This window comes from Aequorivita sp. IT1282 (assembly GCF_058068205.1).
On the sequence record NZ_JBYRHR010000006.1, the window covers coordinates 266,713 to 285,382 of the forward strand.

Here is an 18,670-nt window from a genome sequence, read left to right on the forward strand (position 1 = left end):
GGCGGGTATCTCTTAATTATTTTTTCGAAATAAAATCAATCACAGTTTTTGTAATATAATCAATCTGCTCATCATCTAATTCAGTATGCATGGGCAGGGAAATAACTTCTTTTATCAATTGATTTGTTACAGGAAAATCTTCCTCTTTGTAACGCTCATCTCTGTAAGCCTTTTGAAGATGTAACGGAATTGGATAATAAACACCGCAAGGAATTCCTTTTTCATTTAAGTGATTCACCAAGGCATCGCGGTCTGCATTTACGATTTTAAGAGTGTATTGGTGAAAAACGTGGCAGTCACATACATCGCAAATGGTTTGCGTATTATCACAAAATCCAGTTGGCGTAATTATATTTTTAATCCCAGCGAATGCCGCACTGTATTTTCTCGCTGCATTTCGACGCGCCGCATTGTATTGGTCCAAAAGTGGAAGTTTTGCACGAAGCACGGCTGCTTGAATAGAATCCAATCTACTATTTACGCCCACCACATCGTGATGATAGCGCTCGTACATACCGTGATTTACAATGCCGCGAATAATGTGCGCCAAATCGTCGTCATTTGTAAAAATAGCACCGCCATCACCGTAACATCCTAAATTTTTAGAAGGAAAAAATGACGTTGAAGCAACGTGGCCAATAGTACCAGTCTTCTTTTTTAAACCGTCTTTTGATGTATAATCAGCGCCAATTCCTTGGGCGTTGTCTTCAATTACATAAAGATTATGTTCTTTAGCAATGGCCATAATTTCGTCCATATTTGCCGCAAGGCCAAAAAGATGCACAGGAACGATAGCCTTTGTCTTTGGCGTGATAGCTCTTTTAATTGCTTCCACATCTATATTGAAATTGATTGGATCAACATCTACTAAAACTGGAGTGAGTTGTAAAAGTGCGATAACCTCCACTGTTGCAGCAAAGGTAAAGTCGGCCGTAATTACTTCATCGCCTGGTTTTAGGCCAAGCCCCATCATAGCAATTTGCAGTGCATCTGTTCCATTAGCGCAGGGAATTACGTGTTTTACGTCTAGATATTCTTCAAGCTCCTTTTGAAATTCGTGAACTTCGGGACCGTTAACAAAAGTGGTAGTTTCAATTACGTTCATTATAGAACTGTCCACGCGTTCCTTTATATTTTGATACTGACCTTTAAGGTCAACCATTTGAATTTTCTTCATTTTGTTGAAATAATTTTGAATTCGGTAAAATTACGAAAATGATATTTGATTCGTCGGAATTAGAGATTGGTTAATTAGGTATTCGAAAGATAACACGTTTCAAAATAACTAAATTACTGAACATTGAATTTAGTATTTTTACAGCATATGCACCAACTCTACAATTTATTAATTTATGTAGCCTCCTTCGGTTTAAGGATTGTGGCTCTATTTAGTAGTAAAATGAAGCTTTTCGTCAACGGCAGAAAAGATGTGTTTGAAATACTTCAACAAAAAATTTCTCCTTCAGATAAAACCATTTGGTTTCACTGTGCTTCATTAGGAGAGTTTGAGCAGGGCGTACCAATTATAGAGGCGATGAAAAAACTAAAACCCAACCATAAAATTGTGGTGAGTTTCTTTTCGCCTTCGGGATTTGAAAATAAAAAGAACACACCGCTAGCAGATGCTGTAGTTTATTTGCCAATGGACACCCCAACTAATGCGAAAAGATTTATTGCTGCAGTTAACCCTTCGCTCGCCATTTTTGTGAAATATGAATTTTGGCCTAATTATCTTTTCGAACTTCAGAAAAAAAATACACCAACACTTTTGGTTTCGGGTGTTTTTCGCGCAGACCAAATATTTTTTAAGAGTTATGGCGGCTTTATGATTAAAGCGCTTGGAAGCTTTAATCACTTCTTTTTGCAGGATGAAAATTCAGAAATACTTTTGAAAAGCATCGGTTTTACCAACACAACTGTTAGTGGCGACACGCGTTTTGATAGGGTTTCGCATCAAATTGAAATTGACAATACTTTAAAATTTGCTGAAGAATTTAAAGGTAATTCACTCTGTATTGTCTGCGGAAGCACTTGGCCAGAAGATGAAGCCGTACTTTTAGATTATATAAATAGCGCCCCAGAAAATGTAAAATTCATTATTGCTCCACATAAAATAGAAGCCGATAAAATAGCAGCTTTCACTGAAAATATTGTAAAGAAAACCGTGCTTCATTCTAATAAAGATGAAGTAAATATTGCTGCATATTCTGTCTTAATAATAGATTGCATCGGCTTATTAACCAAACTGTATAATTATGCAGATATCGCTTATGTGGGTGGCGCGATGGGAAAAACTGGGCTTCATAATATTTTAGAGCCAGCCACTTTTGGAGTACCTATTATAATAGGAAACAATTACGAACAGTTCCCCGAGGCCATTCGCTTGCGCGAGTTGGCAGGTTTATTCTCTATTAAAAATGTTACGGAAAGTAAAGAAATCTTTGAGAAACTAGTTGCGAATGAAGGCTTTCGGAGCCAAACTGGAATGATTGCAGGCCACTTTGTGAATAAAAATACTGGCGCTACAAAAAAAATAATGGAATGGATTAATAGTAATTATAAATAGCCTTTATTTTCCTTAATATATTATGCTAAAAACTACAAATTAGAAAAGCATTAATAAAATCTTCACACTTTTTAGTATATAATTATACATTTCATAATTTTAAAAAGGTAGCTTTGTTCCAACAAATAAAAACAATCTAATTATGAAAAAACTAATTCTAACACTTGCAATCGTTGCCGCAGCCTTTGGTTCGTGCCGCGAGAAGACAACTGAAACTAAAGAAGTAATTCGCGAAGTTAAGGTTGAAACCAATACTTCTAATGACAGAGAGGGTATCTTAGAAAGAACCGCTAAAGAAGTGGATAAGGAAGTAAATCAAGAAATTGATAAGAAAATTGACGACATCGGTAACGATGACAAAAAATAAATTAACTTAAATTCAATATAGTTATGAAAAAACTAATTTTAAGTCTGGCTTTAGTTCTTGCATTTAGCACAGCTTTCGTTTCTTGCCGTGATAATAAAAAGACTGACGATGTACAAGATGTTGCTGACGACATGAATGACGCGGCAGACGATGTAAAAGACATGACAGACGATGACGCCACAGATCCTATTGAAAACACCATTCAAGAAGGTGTAAATGAAATTCAGGAAAACACAGGAACTGGCGGCACAGACGATATCTAGAATACTATTTTAATATCACATTTAACCTTAAAAAACCAATTATGAAAAAAGTAGCATTAATAATCTTATCGGCAGTATTTATATCTGCTGGTTTTACTTCTTGTCGTGACCAAAAAGAGAAAATGACTGAAGAAGAATCACTTATTCAAGAAATGAAGAATGATGGCGCCGACGTAAAAGTTAAAACTGACAACGGTGATACCAAAATAAAAATGGAAACCGACGAAAAGTCTGTGAAAATAAAAACAGATGAAGACGGAGATTCTAAAATAAAAGTTGACGTTAACAACTAAGTTCGCAATTTCAACAATTCAAAAACCGACTACTTTTAGTCGGTTTTTTTTTGGCTTATTCCTGTCATTTGCGCTTTCAATTCGTCCATGGAATGTTGTAATTGTCGCAACAAATTACTTTCTGAAGGTTCGTCAATTCCAAAAGTAAGTTTGCTATTTACCATCCAAAGTTCTTGTATGTCTTTCACTTTTACATCTATTGGCAAATACTCTTCATTTAATGAAATAAGCCTAATGCCCTGTGGATTATTTGGGATTTTCTGAAGTTTTTTAACCAGAACAGAATCCCTCAAAACCACGATATATATTTTACTATCCGTAGCTTCAGTAATGCTTGGTACTGCTCGTCCCAATACCCATTCGTTGGGACGAATATTTGGTAACATACTATCGCCTTCTACTTGAAAGCCACGATATGAAGCGTTTCTGTATTCTGGCAATGGTATATTGAAAGCAGGAAGTGTTTGATACCAACCTACATCGTGAATATTATTAGGATAACCAGCCGCAGCTTTTTGATTAACCAACAAAATACTGTCGTTGCCCGTAGTATCTACAGTTAAAACTTTCGGACTCACGTCGCCACGCGTCGTATCTATATATTTTTCAAAACTCTTACCATAAACCCACAACGGATTTATATTAAACTGAGCCATGAGTTCCATAATAATTTTACCGGTAATTTTGGTTTTCCCCCTTTCAATATCGGCGGTAGTTGCACCAATATCGAGCAATTCCGCAAACGACTGCTGCGTATGCCTTTGTTCTTCACGAATCTTTTTAAATCGTTGGGCTTCAATAGTTAGTTGTGATTCCATACACAAATATATAATAATTTGGAACATATCCTAAATTTAAATTGGATTATATCCAATCAACTAGGAATATTTCCGTAATTTTGGCCATACTCCAAAGTGTACTATGAATTTTGAAAGAATTAATGAAAAACTCAGCATTTTAGCCGATGCTGCAAAGTATGATGTGTCCTGTTCTTCCAGCGGAAGCAAAAGGCAAAACCAAAATAAAGGCTTAGGAAATAGCAGCGGTATGGGCATTTGCCATAGCTATACCGAAGACGGAAGATGTGTTTCCCTTTTAAAAATTCTGCTAACTAATCACTGTATTTTTGATTGTGCCTATTGTGTTACTCGCAAAAGCAACGATATAAAACGCGCAGCATTTAAAGTTCAGGAAGTAGTTGACCTCACTATAAATTTTTATCGAAGAAACTACATTGAAGGCCTCTTTTTAAGCAGTGGAATTTTCAAAAACGCAGATTATACTATGGAACGCCTTATTTCCGTGGCGAAAAAACTTAGAGAAGAAGAAAATTTTAACGGCTATATTCACCTAAAATCAATTCCAGGAGCTAGCGACGAACTTATGCGCGAAGCTGGTCTCTACGCCGATCGACTTTCTGTAAATATTGAAATTCCCACAGAGAAAGGTTTAAAACTTCTGGCTCCCGAAAAGGATAGAAAAGATTTCATTAAACCTATGCAAAAGGTAAAAGATGAAATCATTCAATATAAAAACGAAAAGAAACTTCTTAAGAAAGTACCTATTTATGCTCCCGCTGGACAAAGCACGCAAATGATTGTGGGTGCCAGTGGTGAAAGCGATGCGGAAATTATGTACACTTCGGCCTATTTTTATAAATCGTTTAATTTAAAAAGAGTTTATTATTCCGGTTATGTGCCTATTAGCCATGATACCCGATTGCCATCTATTGGTTCCGCAGTTCCTATTTTACGTGAAAATAGATTGTACCAAACAGATTGGCTACTTCGGTTTTACGGCTTTGATGTTCGTGAATTATTAAACAAAGATTTTCCAAATTTAGAATCCGATATAGACCCAAAATTAAGTTGGGCACTTCGAAATTTAGATCAATTTCCTATCGATATAAATAAAGCAGATATGCGCATGTTGTTACGAGTACCCGGTTTGGGACTAAAATCTGTTCATAAAATAATACACGCACGTAAGTATCGAAAATTAAATTGGGAAAATCTAAAGTCAATTGGTGGTTCGCTCAACCGGGCAAAATACTTTATTACCTGCGATTCAAGAATTTTTGAAAGTAAGGATCGGACGGCTGCCCAAGTAAAAGGTTTAATTTTAAGCGAATCAAGCAGCAAATTTAGAAAAGATCTCAGCACTCAATTAAATTTATTCGACATTCCAAATATTCATTCTGCATGAAAAATATATTGATTTATGACGGAAGTTTTGATGGCATGCTTTCTGCTATTTTCTACGTTTATGAATATAAGTTGAAGGTTGTTTCAATCGTTAAAAAGGAGCATTCCGTTAAAAGTTTTTTCGATACTGAAGAAGAAATAATTACTGATTCTCAAAAAGCGCAACGCGTTTGGAATGGACTTTCGAATAAAATAAGCGCCGAAGCTAAAAGGAAATTATACAAAGCATACCTAAGCGAGATCATTTCCATTGAAGATACCATCTTACATTATATTCGTCGGGCACTTTCTTCCGAAATTAATATTGAAAAAGATTTTTCGGATCCGTTTATTTTAGAAATTGAACAAGTTGTAAAAAAAGTAAATCGCGAAAAACACAGAATGGATGCTTTTGTACGTTTCCGATTAAGCAAAGATGGAATTTATTTTGCTACAGTAGAACCAGACTTTAATGTATTGCCCTTAATTGAAACTCATTTTAAAAGAAGATATGCCGATCAAAAATGGCTTATTTTCGACTTAAAACGAAATTATGGCATTTATTACAACCTTGAGAATGTAGAAACAGTTTTATTAGAGGTTTCGCCAACCATAAATAGTAAAATCGATGCGAAATCTTACTTTACATGTAAAGAAATGCAGTTTCAAAAATTGTGGGGCAATTACTTTAAAAACAGTAATATAGTCTCTCGAAAGAACATGGAATTACACATAAAACACATTCCAAAAAGGTATTGGAAATATTTACCTGAAAAAAACTTTTGAATTGAATTTTTAATTACTTTTGCGCACTATTAATCACTAATCTATTACTACAATGAAAAAATTATTTTTATCACTTGCCGCTCTTGCTTTGGTTGCTTCTGTTTACTCTTGCAGAGAAACTACTACTGAAAATGCTGAAGAAACTGCAGAAACTATGCAATCTGATGCTGAAAATGCACTTGACGAAGCTGGCGATGCTATAGACAACGCTGCTGATGCAACTGGAGAAGCTATGGATGATGCTGGTGAAGCTGTTGAAGAAGCTGCTGATGACACTAAAGAAGCTGTAAAAGACGCTACTGACGGTCAATAAGCATATTTTTTTGCTAAAAAATAGAAAGCCTTTTCAAATATGAAAGGGCTTTTTTTATGGCTATCACCCAAAATTACATGTTCAGGACTTTACTGAAGGTAACTCTTAGAATTATTCTAATAAAGAAATCAATTATATTTCTTGAACCACACGAATCATCTGATTAGTGAGCCCGAATTCCTTATCATACCAACCCATTACTTTTATCAAATCTCCATCAACAATCTGGTTATCTGCCTCATGGCTGATTGTTTTCACAAACTATCACTTTAAAATATTAGTATCAGGCCAGAAGCACATAAAAGGAACATTAAAGATCTTTTAAACAAGTTTTCTTCAATCTTCATAAAAGTTCGTTTTCCTAAGAATTGAGCAAGAATAAAAACTGGAAATACTATCAACGTCATTTTCAAATGACTAAGATTTAATATTCCGCTCACAGCAAGTGCCGGAACCCTAGCTATAGTGACAACGCCCGAAATCCCAATCATTGTTGCTCTAAACGCTCTAACATTTTTAACTGTATTTTCAACACATATTACGTAAAGTGGGCCGCCAGTAGAGAATACTCCAGAAAAAAAACCTGCCAAAACACCCAGACTAATTACACTAGGCTTATTCAATTTTATCTTCTTTTTACCAAAAACAACATAAGCTACATAAAACAATATAAATAGTCCAAGCGCTCTTTTTAAAATTATCGGTTTTGTGAAAGCGAGTACTACAATCCCTAAAATAACGCCTATTACAGATGCTATTGCAAGCTGAAGTATAATTTTTCTGTCAATATTTTTCCATTCCTTAGCTATTAGAAAAATACTCGAAAACAGATAAAATATAGAAATATACGCTACGGCATCTGGTAGTTGCATTTTAAAAAGCAAAATAGGGAGCGCCATTAAAGCCCCTGCAAAACCAATTACAGTTTGCACATAAAACCCAACAAATATTCCTACTGAGAGAACTAAAAACATTTCTAAATCCATATAAAAAAACTATTTATTTACATTAAAATTAAGGGAGATAACTCACCTCGCAAAATGGCTTTAATGGCAAAAAGCAGATAATTATTAATTTAAAATGTATTTTTAAACAAATATGAACGAATCAATGGTAAGCGATATAGATACTCAAATAATCAATTTATTAAAAGAAAATTCTAGACTTTCATTTGCGGAAATTGGAAGAAAAATAGCTCTTTCACCGTCTTCTGTACGGGAAAGAGTTCAAAAACTAGAAGATATGGGAGTGATATTGTCCTATAACGTTCAATTAAATGAAGCCTTATTGGGTAATGGATTAGAGGTATTCGTTTTATTAAAAATCTTTGATGGAAAACTGAATTATATATTAACAGAAATTAAAACATTCCCAGAAGTACAAAAGGCATATAGAATAACCGGTCCTTATAATATACTTATGGTAGTAGTATTACGTGACCAATTACACCTTCAACAATTTATAGATAAGCTAATTAAATATGGTAATCCAACTACACACCTCATTCTTTCGGAACTGAAAAAGGATTAACTACCTACTTAATTAAATTTTTTATTTCTCTAGCTATCTCTGTCTAAGTCCTTTACCAGCTAGTCTAATAAAAAATGTAGTGACAAAAAAAAGCGCAACCATTGATAATCAATGAATTGCGCTTTTTAAAAGTACTCGAGGCGGGACTTGAACCCGCACGACCTAATGGTCACAGGATTTTAAGTCCGGCGTGTCTACCAATTCCACCACTCGAGCTTAATTGGGTTGCCTATTGCAACCGGGACATAACAAAAAATGCCGAATTGCATCGGCATCTTGTTGAGCGAAAAACGGGATTCGAACCCGCGACCTCCACCTTGGCAAGGTGGCGCTCTACCAACTGAGCTATTTTCGCATTATTTCAATACTTACCCGCAAACCCTATCCGCCTTAAGCGGACGCGCTCCACAAACTGAGCAATTTTCGGGTAATTTTTAATGAACGTCGCTTGGTATTCAAAGCGGGAGCAAATTTAAAAATTTTACTTCAAAAGCAAAGTGTTTTTGAAGAAATTATTAATGAATTTTACTTTTTCATTTTAACCGTCGCATTACGTTGCAACATGCGGCGTATTTCATTTAGCTTCATTAAGGCCTCTACGGGCGTAAGTGTGTCAATATCAATGTCTAATATTTCTTCGCGTAGCTCTTCAAGCAGCGGATCGTCCAATTTAAAAAAGCTCAATTGCATTTCATCTTTGGAAACTGCCTTCATTTCTTCGGTCAATTCTTCCGAAGCATGACTTTTTTCGAGCCTTTTAAGTATTTTATTCGCTCTTAAAAGTACAGCTTGCGGCATTCCGGCCATTTTTGCAACGTGAATTCCGAAACTGTGGTGACTTCCGCCCGGAACCAATTTCCGAAGAAAAAGCACATTGTCTTTCAATTCCTTCACCGAAACATTATAATTTTTAATTCGTGCAAAAGTTTCGGTCATTTCATTTAACTCGTGATAATGCGTCGCAAAAAGTATTTTTCCACGCGACGGATGTTCGTGCAAATATTCACTAATAGCCCACGCAATCGAAATTCCATCATACGTACTGGTTCCACGACCTATTTCATCCAAAAGAATTAAACTCCGCTCCGATAGATTATTTAGAATACTCGCGGTTTCGTTCATTTCTACCATAAAAGTAGATTCGCCCATCGAAATATTATCGCTCGCACCTACTCTAGTGAAAATTTTGTCCACACAGCCCATACGCACTGCCTTAGCGGGAACAAAACTACCCATCTGCGCCAATAGCACAATCAACGCCGTTTGCCGAAGAATAGCCGATTTACCACTCATGTTTGGCCCAGTAATCATTATAATTTGCTGGTTATCGCGATCTAAAAAAACATCGTTCGCAATGTACGGTGAATCTGGCGGCAACTGCTTTTCAATTACTGGATGACGGCCATCTTTTATATCTAAATCATAAGTATCATCAAGCAACGGTCTGGTGTAATTTGCTTCTCTTGCTTGGGTAGCGAAGGAAGATAAACAATCCAACTGCGCAATTAAAGCCGCATTTTGCTGAACAGAATCAATATATTGAATCATCCATTCCACCAACTTTCCAAAAATCTCCTGCTCAAGAGCCAATATTTTCTCTTCGGCACCGAGGATTTTGGTTTCGTATTCTTTTAATTCCTCGGTAATATATCTTTCCGCGCTAACAAGCGTTTGCTTTCTAATCCATTCCTCAGGAACCTTATCTTTATGGGTATTTCGAACTTCAATATAATATCCAAAAACATTATTTGAAGCTATTTTTAATGAAGTAATACCCGTGCGTTTTGTTTCGCGCTGTAGCATTTCGTCCAGATATCCCTTGCCATTTGCTGAAATATTACGCAACTCATCCAGTGTTTCCGAAAAACCTTCGGCGACAGAATTTCCTTTTAAAATATTCACCGGAGCATCTTCAAAAAGTGTTTCCTTTATTTTATTCCGAAGCAATTCGCAGTCGTGCAATTGTTCGCCTATAATTTTTAAAGATTCATTTTTTGAATTTAAAGCCAATGCTTTTATAGGAACCACAGCCTCCAAAGAATTTTTAAGCTGAATAACTTCACGAGGATTCACTTTCGCGGTTGCTACTTTTGAAATAAGTCGTTCCAAATCGCCAATGCGTTTGGTGTATTGTTGCGTTTTTTCTAATACAGTATGATTGTCCAACAGAAAACTCACCACTTCATGACGACGATTTATCTTTTCGGCATTTTTAAGTGGAAGCGCCATCCAACGTTTCAAAAGCCTTCCGCCCATAGGCGAAATAGTTTTGTCAATAACATCCAAAAGCGTAACCGCGTTTTGCTGATTAGAATGGTACAATTCTAAATTACGAATGGTAAAACGGTCCATCCAAACGTACTCGTCTTCGGCAATTCGTGATAAGCGAGAAATATGCTGAAGCTTTGTGTGACGCGTTTCGCTTAAATAGTGAAGCGCAGCTCCGGCGGCAATAATGCCATCTTCCAAATAATCTACGCCAAACCCTTTTAAGTTTTTTACATCGAAATGTTTTGTAAGCGTTTCAAAGCAATAATCGGTTTGAAAAATCCAATCTTCTAAGTGGAAAACGTGAAAATTATTTCCGAAGGTTTCTGAAAAAAGCTTTCGTTTTTGTTTCGAAAAAAGCACTTCCGAAGGATTAAAATTCTGAAGTAGTTTATCAATATATTCCGCAGAACCTTCAGAAACCAAAAACTCACCCGTGGAAACATCTAAAAAAGAAACACCCAAGTTTTTTGAACCGAAGTGAACGGCCGCCAAAAAGTTGTTTGTTTTTGATTGTAAAATATCATCATTAAAAGCCACACCCGGCGTAATCAATTCGGTAACGCCACGTTTTACAATGGTTTTGGTCATTTTTGGATCTTCCAATTGGTCGCAAATTGCAACCCGACAACCAGCCATAACCAATTTAGGCAAATAGGTATTTAAGGAATGATGCGGAAAACCAGCCAGCTCCACATTCTCGCCGCCATTATTACGAGCGGTAAGTGTTATGTTCAAAATTCTTGCGGCTCGCACGGCATCTTCGCCAAAAGTCTCGTAGAAATCGCCCACGCGAAAAAGCAACAAAGCATCGGGATACTTGGCCTTAATCGTGTTGTATTGCTTCATCAACGGGGTTTCCTTTTTCAAAATTTTAAATTTATATTCCTATTAATTATTGAATGGATAAATGTAACGAAAATGCTTTTTTCTTTGAAATGAAGGGGTTGAGAATTATTGGCTTTTATCAACAATTGGCCTCAACTATAGCTGGCTAATAATTAACTTTGCCGCCTATGAAAAACCGCAAATTAAAAAATAGCGAACTAGACCGCATCAATCCTGAAGAATACAAAGCTTCGGAAAAGACGCCACTGATAATAATTCTTGATAACATCCGCAGTTTGAACAATATCGGCTCTGTTTTTAGAACGGCTGATGCGTTTTTGATTAAGAAAATATATCTCTGCGGCATTACTGCCCAACCACCTCATAAAGATATTCAAAAAACAGCTTTGGGCGCGACGGACAGCGTAGATTGGGAATATGCTGAAAACACCTTAGACGTAGTTGCAAAACTGCAAAGGGAAGGGGTTTTTGTGGCTTCCATTGAGCAAGCCGAACTTGCGGTTAATCTCAACGATTTTTCTGTTCAACCGGAATTAACTTATGCAGTAATTTTCGGAAATGAAGTAAAAGGTGTGCAGCAAAAAGTGGTTACTGAGAGCGATGCAGTGATCGAAATTCCACAGTTTGGCACCAAGCATTCGTTAAATATTTCAGTGAGTGTGGGGGTTGTGATTTGGGACTTATTTGTAAAACTGAAATAGTCAGTAAAAATAGCTTTTCAATTTAAAACAAGCGGTGAAGTATAATTTCTACGTGTATTAACACAATACTAAAAACACCTAGCACGATGGCAAACTTTAGAATATTGTGCAAAATAATATAATGTATTTTATTTTTTGAATACCACAAAACCCCAAGAAACACAGCTAGTCCGGCAATACTTGCGTAAAAATAATAATCCATATATCCTATTTCTACTTTAAATTTTGTGATTAGCAGAATTATAGGTACTAGCGTTAAAACACTTAAAAGTGTCAACACTCTTTTTGAGGCTTTTTCGCCATATACAACCGGAATTGTATTGTAGCCGTGCGTTAAATCGCCTTGAATGTTTTCGAGATCCTTTACCAATTCGCGCATAGAAATTAGCAAAAACAGGAAGGTAGCGTGCACAAAAATTATGATATCAAAATTACCATAATGCATAAAAATTGCAAAGAAAGGAATCACCGCAAGTATAGCGGCAGTAGCATTTCCTATAAAGGGATATTTTTTTAATTTATGCGAATAGAACCAGAGGAAAAAGATATAAATAGAGAAAAAAAGCACTGCTCTAAAAGATACATAACTCGCAAAAATGACCGACAAAAAATTGAGTACGAAATACGCAGAAAGCTTAGTATGCTGACTTACGAGCTTATCCAGCATTGTTTTGCGCGGACGGTTTATTAAATCTTTCTCGCTGTCGTAAAAACTGTTTATAATGTACCCTCCAGCAATTGCAGACGAAGAAGCAAGAACAAGCATTAGCAAACTAACATCAAACAAAACCTGTCGCACCGGCAAATCTGGCGCTAAAATGTAAATACTGGTAAGGTATTGTGCAATTACAATTATTAAAATATTGTAGCCGCGAACCACAGAAAACAAGCTGAAAAACTTTAGCAGGAAGTGTTTTTGTTTTCGGGTTAACATAGCTTATAAAGTTGAAGAAATCTGAAGAAATATTTCAGATAAATGTATTGCTAGAAACTATAAACCACTTCCAGATTATAATCTTTTAAGGCTTTGCGCGCTTTATCAATATCTTCTGTAAAGCCGAGCATATAGCCACCGCCGCCAGATCCGCAAAGTTTTAGATAGTAGGCGTTGCTGTCAATTCCTTTCTTCCAAAGTTTGTGGAATTGTGCAGGAATCATAGGTTTAAAATTGTCGAGTACTACTTTTGAAAGTTGCTTAATATTCCCGAAGAGAGATTTTACGTCGCCTTGCAGAAAATCATCAACACAGGCATCGGTATGTTTTACAAATTGGTCTTTCAGCATATTTCTGAAACCTTCCTGCTTCATATTTTCCATAAAAATCTGAACCATTGGCGCAGTTTCTCCTGTGCTTCCGCTGTCTAATAAAAACACAGCACCTTTACCGTTTTCCGTTTGTGAAGGAATACCGGCAGGTTCAATATTATCTTTAGAATTGATTAAAATTGGGAGACTCAAATAACTATTTAAAGGGTCTAATCCTGAAGATTTACCGTGGAAAAAAGATTCCATTTCAGCAAAAATAGTTTTTAAAGACAACAATTTTTCGCGCGTAAGATTTTCAAGAACCGTAATTTTATTGTTGGCATATTTATCATAAATAGCAGCCACCAAAGCACCGCTACTGCCTACTCCATACCCTTGTGGAATGCTACTATCAAAATACAATCCGTTTTCTACATCATTTTTCAAAGCCTCCATGTCGAAAGTAACAAGTTTTGGATTTTCACCTTGAATCGTTTCCAAATAAGCTGCAAATCTTTTAAGACTAGCATTGGATTTATGAGTAGAAACGGTGTGATGGGTATCAATTTTCAGTGCGCCATTATAAAAATTATAAGGAATGGAAAGTCCTTTAGAATCTTTAATAATACCATATTCACCGAAAAGTAAAATTTTTGAGTAAAAAAGCGGGCCGCGCATAAGCTGTGTTGTTGTAACTATAAAAATACAGGTTTTATTCCTAAAACTGAAATATGTTACAAAGATAACATTTTTAAGAAGTTTATTTTCAGAAAGCTGTGTGAATTAATTTACTGGTTTTAAGCGGCCAACTAGATCAATAAAAAATAAGTTGTATCTTTCTGTACACTATCCCCGGTTGCGTTTTATCTTTTAAAACATTTCTAAATTATGGTGTCTAAAAACTGGAGATTCCTTTTTGTTTTTAACTTACTATTTCTGCTCACCATTTTCGATGGATATGCGCAAGAAAAGATTTTCACAGTAAAAGAAATTCAAACCCTCGTTGAGCAAGATTCTTTAGTAAAAGCGCGCGCAATAGTTGCGAAAAATATTGCTTTTTACAGGGCTGAAAAAAACTACGACAGCCTTTCCAACTATATTCAATTAGAAGGAAGTTTTAAACTAAATAACGGAGATAAAAAATTGGCCGTTAAAAAAGCTGAAGCACTTACTGCCGAGATTAAAAAAACCAATAATCCACATTTTATAAAAAAGGCTTTTACTGAAATGGGCTGGGTTTACGACGATGCCGGTCAACTTCAAAAAGCGTACGAATTGTTACTCACCGCAGTCCCAATTGTCGCTACAATCAAAGATCCTAAAAACACCGATGCAGCCGGAATTCAGTACAGTTTGGGTTACTATTCTACTAAATTGGGAAATTATCCGCTTTCAAAAAAACATTACATCCGTTCGTTATCACTATTGAAAAAAAGTGGAGATCCTGATTATGTTTTTTATCAGCAATTGTACAATTCATTGGGCGGGCTAATGTGGCAGGAAGCTAAGCTAGACAGTGCTAAATATTATTTTGAACAAGCTGTTTTAGTTCTTGAAAAAACCGATGATAAAGATATAATGAATAAATATTACCGACCTGCATTGGTTAAAATGAACCTTTCCATTTTGTGGAATGCCCTCGGTAAAAACAGGGAGGCCATTAAAATTTCTGACGAAGCTATAGCTGGATTTCAACAATTCATAGAAAAATCTACTGACGAAGGAAGAATTCATAAAGCAAAAGGAAATCAGCTAGTGGCAATAGATAACCTTGCTTCATACTACAATACTTTAGGTGAGTATTCGCGTTCCGAAGAACTTATGGAATATTCGTACGCTCAAAAAAAGAAGATTTTGGAAATGAATGATATCAGTATTATAATTTCATTAATAATACTTGCAGAGGCAAAAACTGCCAATCGTAATTTTGAAGAGGCCGCAAAAAATGCAGACGAAGCGCTCGAACTTTTAAAAACGAGTTCTGGCGCCGATTTATATTGGGATGCCGCGGCCATTGTTACCCGAGCCACTATTTATGAACTTACTGGCGATATAGAAAATGCGCAACGATTTTATGAAAAGGGAGAAGCAGTGTACCGAAAATCATTGAACGGCACCTATTCAAAAGATTTTCTTGATAATTTAATCGAGCTTTCTCTGTTTTACGCAAAAAATAAGCAACCAGAAAAAGCAATCGCAATTGCCGCAGAGACCTATAATTTTCTTCACGAAGGAAGTCTTAAAAATACGTTGCAGGAATTCTACCATACTATTAATATTGCTCAAGTTCACTATTTACTCAAAAATTATAACGAAGCAATAAAGTACAGCCACGAAGCTTTGAATTACAATATGGTGGGCGAGAAAAAGATGAATGCCTCAGACAGTATTTTGGGCCAATATCGTAAACCACAGGCATTACTTATTAACGCAGCGTCTAAATATTATATAACTGAAAACAAAAATCAAGCTCTCTTAAAAGTACTGCTATTGCAAATTGAACAAGGCATTGCAATTCTAGACCAACGTAAAAAAGTGGTAAATAATCACGAAGATATTACGCTACTTATGTCTGAAAATGAGGATCTTTTAAATTTTGCTGAAAAATTAAGGCTTGAACTTTTTCAACTTACAAAAGATGAAACCTACTTAGACAAACTAATTGCTCTTCACGAATCCAGCATTTACAATCGCATTCGATCGCGGTTAAATCTTCGCGAGAATGTAACGTTCAAACATATTCCTGATGAAGTGCAAACACGTGAAAATCTACTTAAAAACGAAATGGTTTCATCATTGAATGATTCTGAAAACAGTAGTATTTCCAACTTTTTTGAAGCATCAAAAAATTGGGAGGAATTTTTAGATTCATTAAAACAGAATTTCCCCAAATACTACAAAATGCGCTATGCAACTTTGGAAGAATCTATAAGCGATCTTCAGCAGAAAATTCCGAAGAACACAACCGTGGTGCGTTATATTTTTATTGAAGATGAATTGTATGCCTATGTAGTTTCGCCTTCAATGAAAAAAATGATTCACTTAAATAATTACAAAGCCGAAAATGATATTTCAAATTTAAAGGATTATAGCTTTTCATTAGAAAAAATGCGGCCTGTGCTTTACGAACTTTATCAAATACTCTGGTTTCCAATTGAGGAATTTGTGCAAACCAAAAAAATAATAATCATTCCCGACCGAGAGCTTTTCAATCTTAGTTTTGAAATGCTCACGCCAAAACCTATCGAAAGTTTTCAAGAAATGGCTAACAATAGTTTGCTTGCCAAATATGAAATATCGTATAATTTCAGCCTTTTACTTTACAAAGACAAAAAGAAGGTGGTGGATTATACTTCAGATTTTGTTGCCTTTGCGCCTGGTTTCAACACTAAAATGAAGGAACAATATAAACTTGCTATTAAAGATTCAGTGAAATTAGATAAAACCTATCTCACGCTGCTTCCGCAACCTTTTAGTGAAGATTTGGTGAAGCAATACTCCAAAATTTTTAACGGCAATTATTTTCTGAATGAGAACGCGAGCAAAGATTTGTTTGTAACACAGGCCAACGAACATAAAATAATACACATTGGCACCCACGCAGAAAGCAATAATGTAAATCCAGAATTGAGCCGTTTAATTTTTGCAAAAAAGCTTGATAGCGAAGAAAATTATGACGAAAACTCTTTGTATTCCTATGAAATCTACAATATAGATTTATCATCAAACCTTGCTATTTTAACTGCTTGCGAAACAGGAAAACCCACCTTTCAGTCGGGTGAAGGAATGATTTCATTAGCCCACGCTTTTAATTACGCGGGTAGCGAAAGTATTTTGACCAGTCTTTGGGAAATTGACGAAGAATCTAGCGCTAAAATAGTGAAGTTTTTTTATGATAATTTATCGAAGGGAATGCCGAAGGATGAAGCTTTGCAAAAGGCAAAACTGAGTTATTTGGAAACCGCGGAAGGTCGAACCGCAGCTCCTCAATATTGGGCGGGACTCGTTCTTATTGGCGATACCGCGCCTATTTCTTTAAATACGGGTGTTGCTTGGTGGTGGTTTTTATTTGCGGGTATTGTTGCAGTTCTACTTCTTATTTTTATACTTCTATACAAAAAACGAACGACTTCTTAATTCTGAATTTTGGAAGCTCCAAAACCAACCTCATCTTCAATAAACTCACCGTTTTTACAGAATTTAGAAAGTTCATTTTTTATAAACTTCAAAACAGTTGCTTTTTCAGATTCGGGATAAAGAACGTGCACATTGGCGCCGGCATCTAGCGTAAAACATACATTGCTTTTGGTTTCTTCTCTAAACTTCCAAATACGGTTGATGATTTCTAAAGTGTTTGGTTTCATCAAGATGAAATACGGCATAGAAGTCATCATCATTGCATGAAGCGATAAAGCTTCACTTTCCACAATTTTCATAAATTCTGAAATATCGCCGTTTTTAAAAATAGGGATCAATTTTGAAAGATTGTCCTTTGCCTGTCTAAAGCGTTGCTCTGCAAAAGGATGGTCCAACATTAAATTATGACCAACCGTGCTGCTAACTTGCTTTTCACCTTTATCGACTAACAGAATAGTATCCTGATAATTTTCAAAATTTTGGTGAACTTCAAACGGATATGCTGTTCCATAGCAGTTATTACTACCTTGAATTTCTGGGTGTTCACCCCAAACAATTAATGGTCCTTCTAAACTTCGGCACGCACTACCCGAACCCAACCGAGCTAAAAAGGAGGCTTTTTCGAGTAAGTACTCTTCGGTGATTGCAGGCTGTAATTGTTTTTCCATTTCCATTAAACAAAGCGCCAATGCACTCATTCCGCTAGCGGAAGAGGCAATGCCGCTGCTATGCGGAAAACTGTTTGAAGTTTCAATTTGAAATTTGAAATCTTTCAGAAACGGCAAATACACTTCTACTCTTTCAAAAAATTTCTCAATTTTCGGCTCGAAGGATGTTTCTCTTTTCCCGTCAAGGTAAACTTCAAATTGAAATTCCTTCACAGAAGATTTTTCAAAAGACAACTTTGTTTTTGTGTGAGATTTACTCAAGGTAAAACTTACAGATGTATTCATCGGCATCTGTTCGCCATATTTTCCCCAATATTTAACGAGTGCAATATTGCTAGGAGATTGCCAAGAAACGGCTCCATCTGCTAAAAATTCGGTATAACTACTAACAATAAATCTGTGTTGCGGCATAAGGTTAGGGATAGACTACAAAAATAAACTTCTTTTTCATTTAAGCGATGACAATTGCAAAACGTTTCGATGTAAGGGTATAATCCTAAA

Annotated in this window: 17 protein-coding genes and 2 tRNA genes; 10 read left to right on the plus strand and 9 right to left on the minus strand. The window is 35.9% G+C overall.

The genetic code is table 11. The annotated features are described in order from the left end of the window. Positions 1 to 16: 16 nt before the first annotated feature. On the minus strand, positions 17 to 1,177 hold the full coding sequence (locus AC3RVG_RS14540) for a DegT/DnrJ/EryC1/StrS family aminotransferase (protein WP_489692196.1): 1,161 nt from the start codon (positions 1,175 to 1,177) through the stop codon (positions 17 to 19). Between the two features lie 147 nt (positions 1,178 to 1,324). Between AC3RVG_RS14540 and AC3RVG_RS14545 the strand changes: the two genes are divergently transcribed. The 4 genes from AC3RVG_RS14545 (at position 1,325) to AC3RVG_RS14560 (ending at position 3,489) form a co-directional block, all read left to right on the plus strand. Further along, positions 1,325 to 2,566: a 3-deoxy-D-manno-octulosonic acid transferase gene (locus tag AC3RVG_RS14545; protein WP_489692246.1), complete on the plus strand. Its 1,242-nt coding sequence runs from the start codon at positions 1,325 to 1,327 to the stop codon at positions 2,564 to 2,566. Positions 2,567 to 2,708: 142 nt separating this feature from the next. Next, positions 2,709 to 2,933: a hypothetical protein gene (locus tag AC3RVG_RS14550; RefSeq protein WP_489692197.1), complete on the plus strand. Its 225-nt coding sequence runs from the start codon at positions 2,709 to 2,711 to the stop codon at positions 2,931 to 2,933. Between the two features lie 23 nt (positions 2,934 to 2,956). Then, complete coding sequence (locus tag AC3RVG_RS14555) at positions 2,957 to 3,196, plus strand: hypothetical protein (protein WP_489692198.1); 240 nt, start codon at positions 2,957 to 2,959, stop codon at positions 3,194 to 3,196. A gap of 41 nt (positions 3,197 to 3,237) precedes the next feature. Then, the gene (locus AC3RVG_RS14560) at positions 3,238 to 3,489 is read left to right on the plus strand and encodes a hypothetical protein (RefSeq protein ID WP_489692199.1); all 252 of its coding nucleotides are present in this window, start codon (positions 3,238 to 3,240) and stop codon (positions 3,487 to 3,489) included. 35 nt (positions 3,490 to 3,524) lie between these two features. Here AC3RVG_RS14560 and AC3RVG_RS14565 read toward each other — a convergent pair whose 3' ends face one another. Further along, positions 3,525 to 4,307 (minus strand): LexA family transcriptional regulator, encoded by a 783-nt coding sequence (locus AC3RVG_RS14565; RefSeq protein WP_489692200.1) that lies wholly within the window; start codon positions 4,305 to 4,307, stop codon positions 3,525 to 3,527. A 103-nt stretch (positions 4,308 to 4,410) separates the two neighbouring features. Here AC3RVG_RS14565 and AC3RVG_RS14570 point away from each other — a divergent pair, with 103 nt between their 5' ends. From AC3RVG_RS14570 to AC3RVG_RS14580, 3 genes are read left to right on the plus strand one after another with little or no spacing between them, the layout of a single operon-like run. Continuing rightward, entirely contained in the window at positions 4,411 to 5,694 is a 1,284-nt protein-coding gene (locus AC3RVG_RS14570) for a putative DNA modification/repair radical SAM protein (protein WP_489692201.1), read from the plus strand. Then, positions 5,691 to 6,458 carry a TIGR03915 family putative DNA repair protein gene (locus AC3RVG_RS14575; protein WP_489692202.1) on the plus strand — a complete coding sequence of 256 codons (768 nt, stop codon included), beginning with the start codon at positions 5,691 to 5,693 and terminating at the stop codon, positions 6,456 to 6,458. The genes AC3RVG_RS14570 and AC3RVG_RS14575 overlap by 4 nt, the downstream gene beginning before the upstream one ends. A gap of 52 nt (positions 6,459 to 6,510) precedes the next feature. Next, a complete protein-coding gene (locus tag AC3RVG_RS14580; protein ID WP_489692203.1) occupies positions 6,511 to 6,771 on the plus strand; it encodes a hypothetical protein in 261 nt (86 codons plus the stop codon). A gap of 269 nt (positions 6,772 to 7,040) precedes the next feature. On the opposite strand, the gene AC3RVG_RS14585 is transcribed toward AC3RVG_RS14580, so the two are convergent. Continuing rightward, positions 7,041 to 7,757, minus strand: coding sequence for a sulfite exporter TauE/SafE family protein (locus tag AC3RVG_RS14585; protein ID WP_489692204.1), 717 nt, complete (start codon positions 7,755 to 7,757; stop codon positions 7,041 to 7,043). A gap of 124 nt (positions 7,758 to 7,881) precedes the next feature. Between AC3RVG_RS14585 and AC3RVG_RS14590 the strand changes: the two genes are divergently transcribed. Then, positions 7,882 to 8,301, plus strand: coding sequence for an Lrp/AsnC family transcriptional regulator (locus tag AC3RVG_RS14590; protein WP_489692247.1), 420 nt, complete (start codon positions 7,882 to 7,884; stop codon positions 8,299 to 8,301). 132 nt (positions 8,302 to 8,433) lie between these two features. Here AC3RVG_RS14590 and AC3RVG_RS14595 read toward each other — a convergent pair. The 3 genes from AC3RVG_RS14595 to mutS all read right to left on the minus strand — a co-directional run bounded on the left by AC3RVG_RS14595 (position 8,434) and on the right by mutS (position 11,418). Beyond that, positions 8,434 to 8,517 (minus strand) — tRNA-Leu (locus tag AC3RVG_RS14595). Positions 8,518 to 8,583: 66 nt separating this feature from the next. After that, positions 8,584 to 8,656, minus strand: a tRNA-Gly gene (locus AC3RVG_RS14600). Positions 8,657 to 8,826: 170 nt separating this feature from the next. Beyond that, positions 8,827 to 11,418, minus strand: coding sequence for a DNA mismatch repair protein MutS (gene mutS / locus AC3RVG_RS14605; RefSeq protein ID WP_489692248.1), 2,592 nt, complete (start codon positions 11,416 to 11,418; stop codon positions 8,827 to 8,829). A 167-nt stretch (positions 11,419 to 11,585) separates the two neighbouring features. Between mutS and AC3RVG_RS14610 the strand changes: the two genes are divergently transcribed. Next, entirely contained in the window at positions 11,586 to 12,119 is a 534-nt protein-coding gene (locus tag AC3RVG_RS14610) for a TrmH family RNA methyltransferase (RefSeq protein WP_489692205.1), read from the plus strand. 22 nt (positions 12,120 to 12,141) lie between these two features. Here AC3RVG_RS14610 and AC3RVG_RS14615 read toward each other — a convergent pair whose 3' ends face one another. Both AC3RVG_RS14615 and AC3RVG_RS14620 read right to left on the minus strand, forming a co-directional pair. Further along, positions 12,142 to 13,053 carry a geranylgeranylglycerol-phosphate geranylgeranyltransferase gene (locus tag AC3RVG_RS14615; RefSeq protein WP_489692206.1) on the minus strand — a complete coding sequence of 304 codons (912 nt, stop codon included), beginning with the start codon at positions 13,051 to 13,053 and terminating at the stop codon, positions 12,142 to 12,144. A gap of 50 nt (positions 13,054 to 13,103) precedes the next feature. Continuing rightward, on the minus strand, positions 13,104 to 14,042 hold the full coding sequence (locus tag AC3RVG_RS14620) for a mevalonate kinase family protein (protein WP_489692207.1): 939 nt from the start codon (positions 14,040 to 14,042) through the stop codon (positions 13,104 to 13,106). A 210-nt stretch (positions 14,043 to 14,252) separates the two neighbouring features. Here AC3RVG_RS14620 and AC3RVG_RS14625 point away from each other — a divergent pair, with 210 nt between their 5' ends. Further along, on the plus strand, positions 14,253 to 17,501 hold the full coding sequence (locus tag AC3RVG_RS14625) for a CHAT domain-containing protein (protein WP_489692208.1): 3,249 nt from the start codon (positions 14,253 to 14,255) through the stop codon (positions 17,499 to 17,501). Here the strand turns inward: AC3RVG_RS14625 and AC3RVG_RS14630 are convergent. Continuing rightward, positions 17,498 to 18,580, minus strand: a complete 1,083-nt coding sequence (locus AC3RVG_RS14630; protein ID WP_489692209.1) for a diphosphomevalonate decarboxylase — start codon at positions 18,578 to 18,580, stop codon at positions 17,498 to 17,500. The genes AC3RVG_RS14625 and AC3RVG_RS14630 overlap by 4 nt on opposite strands. Positions 18,581 to 18,670 lie beyond the last annotated feature (90 nt).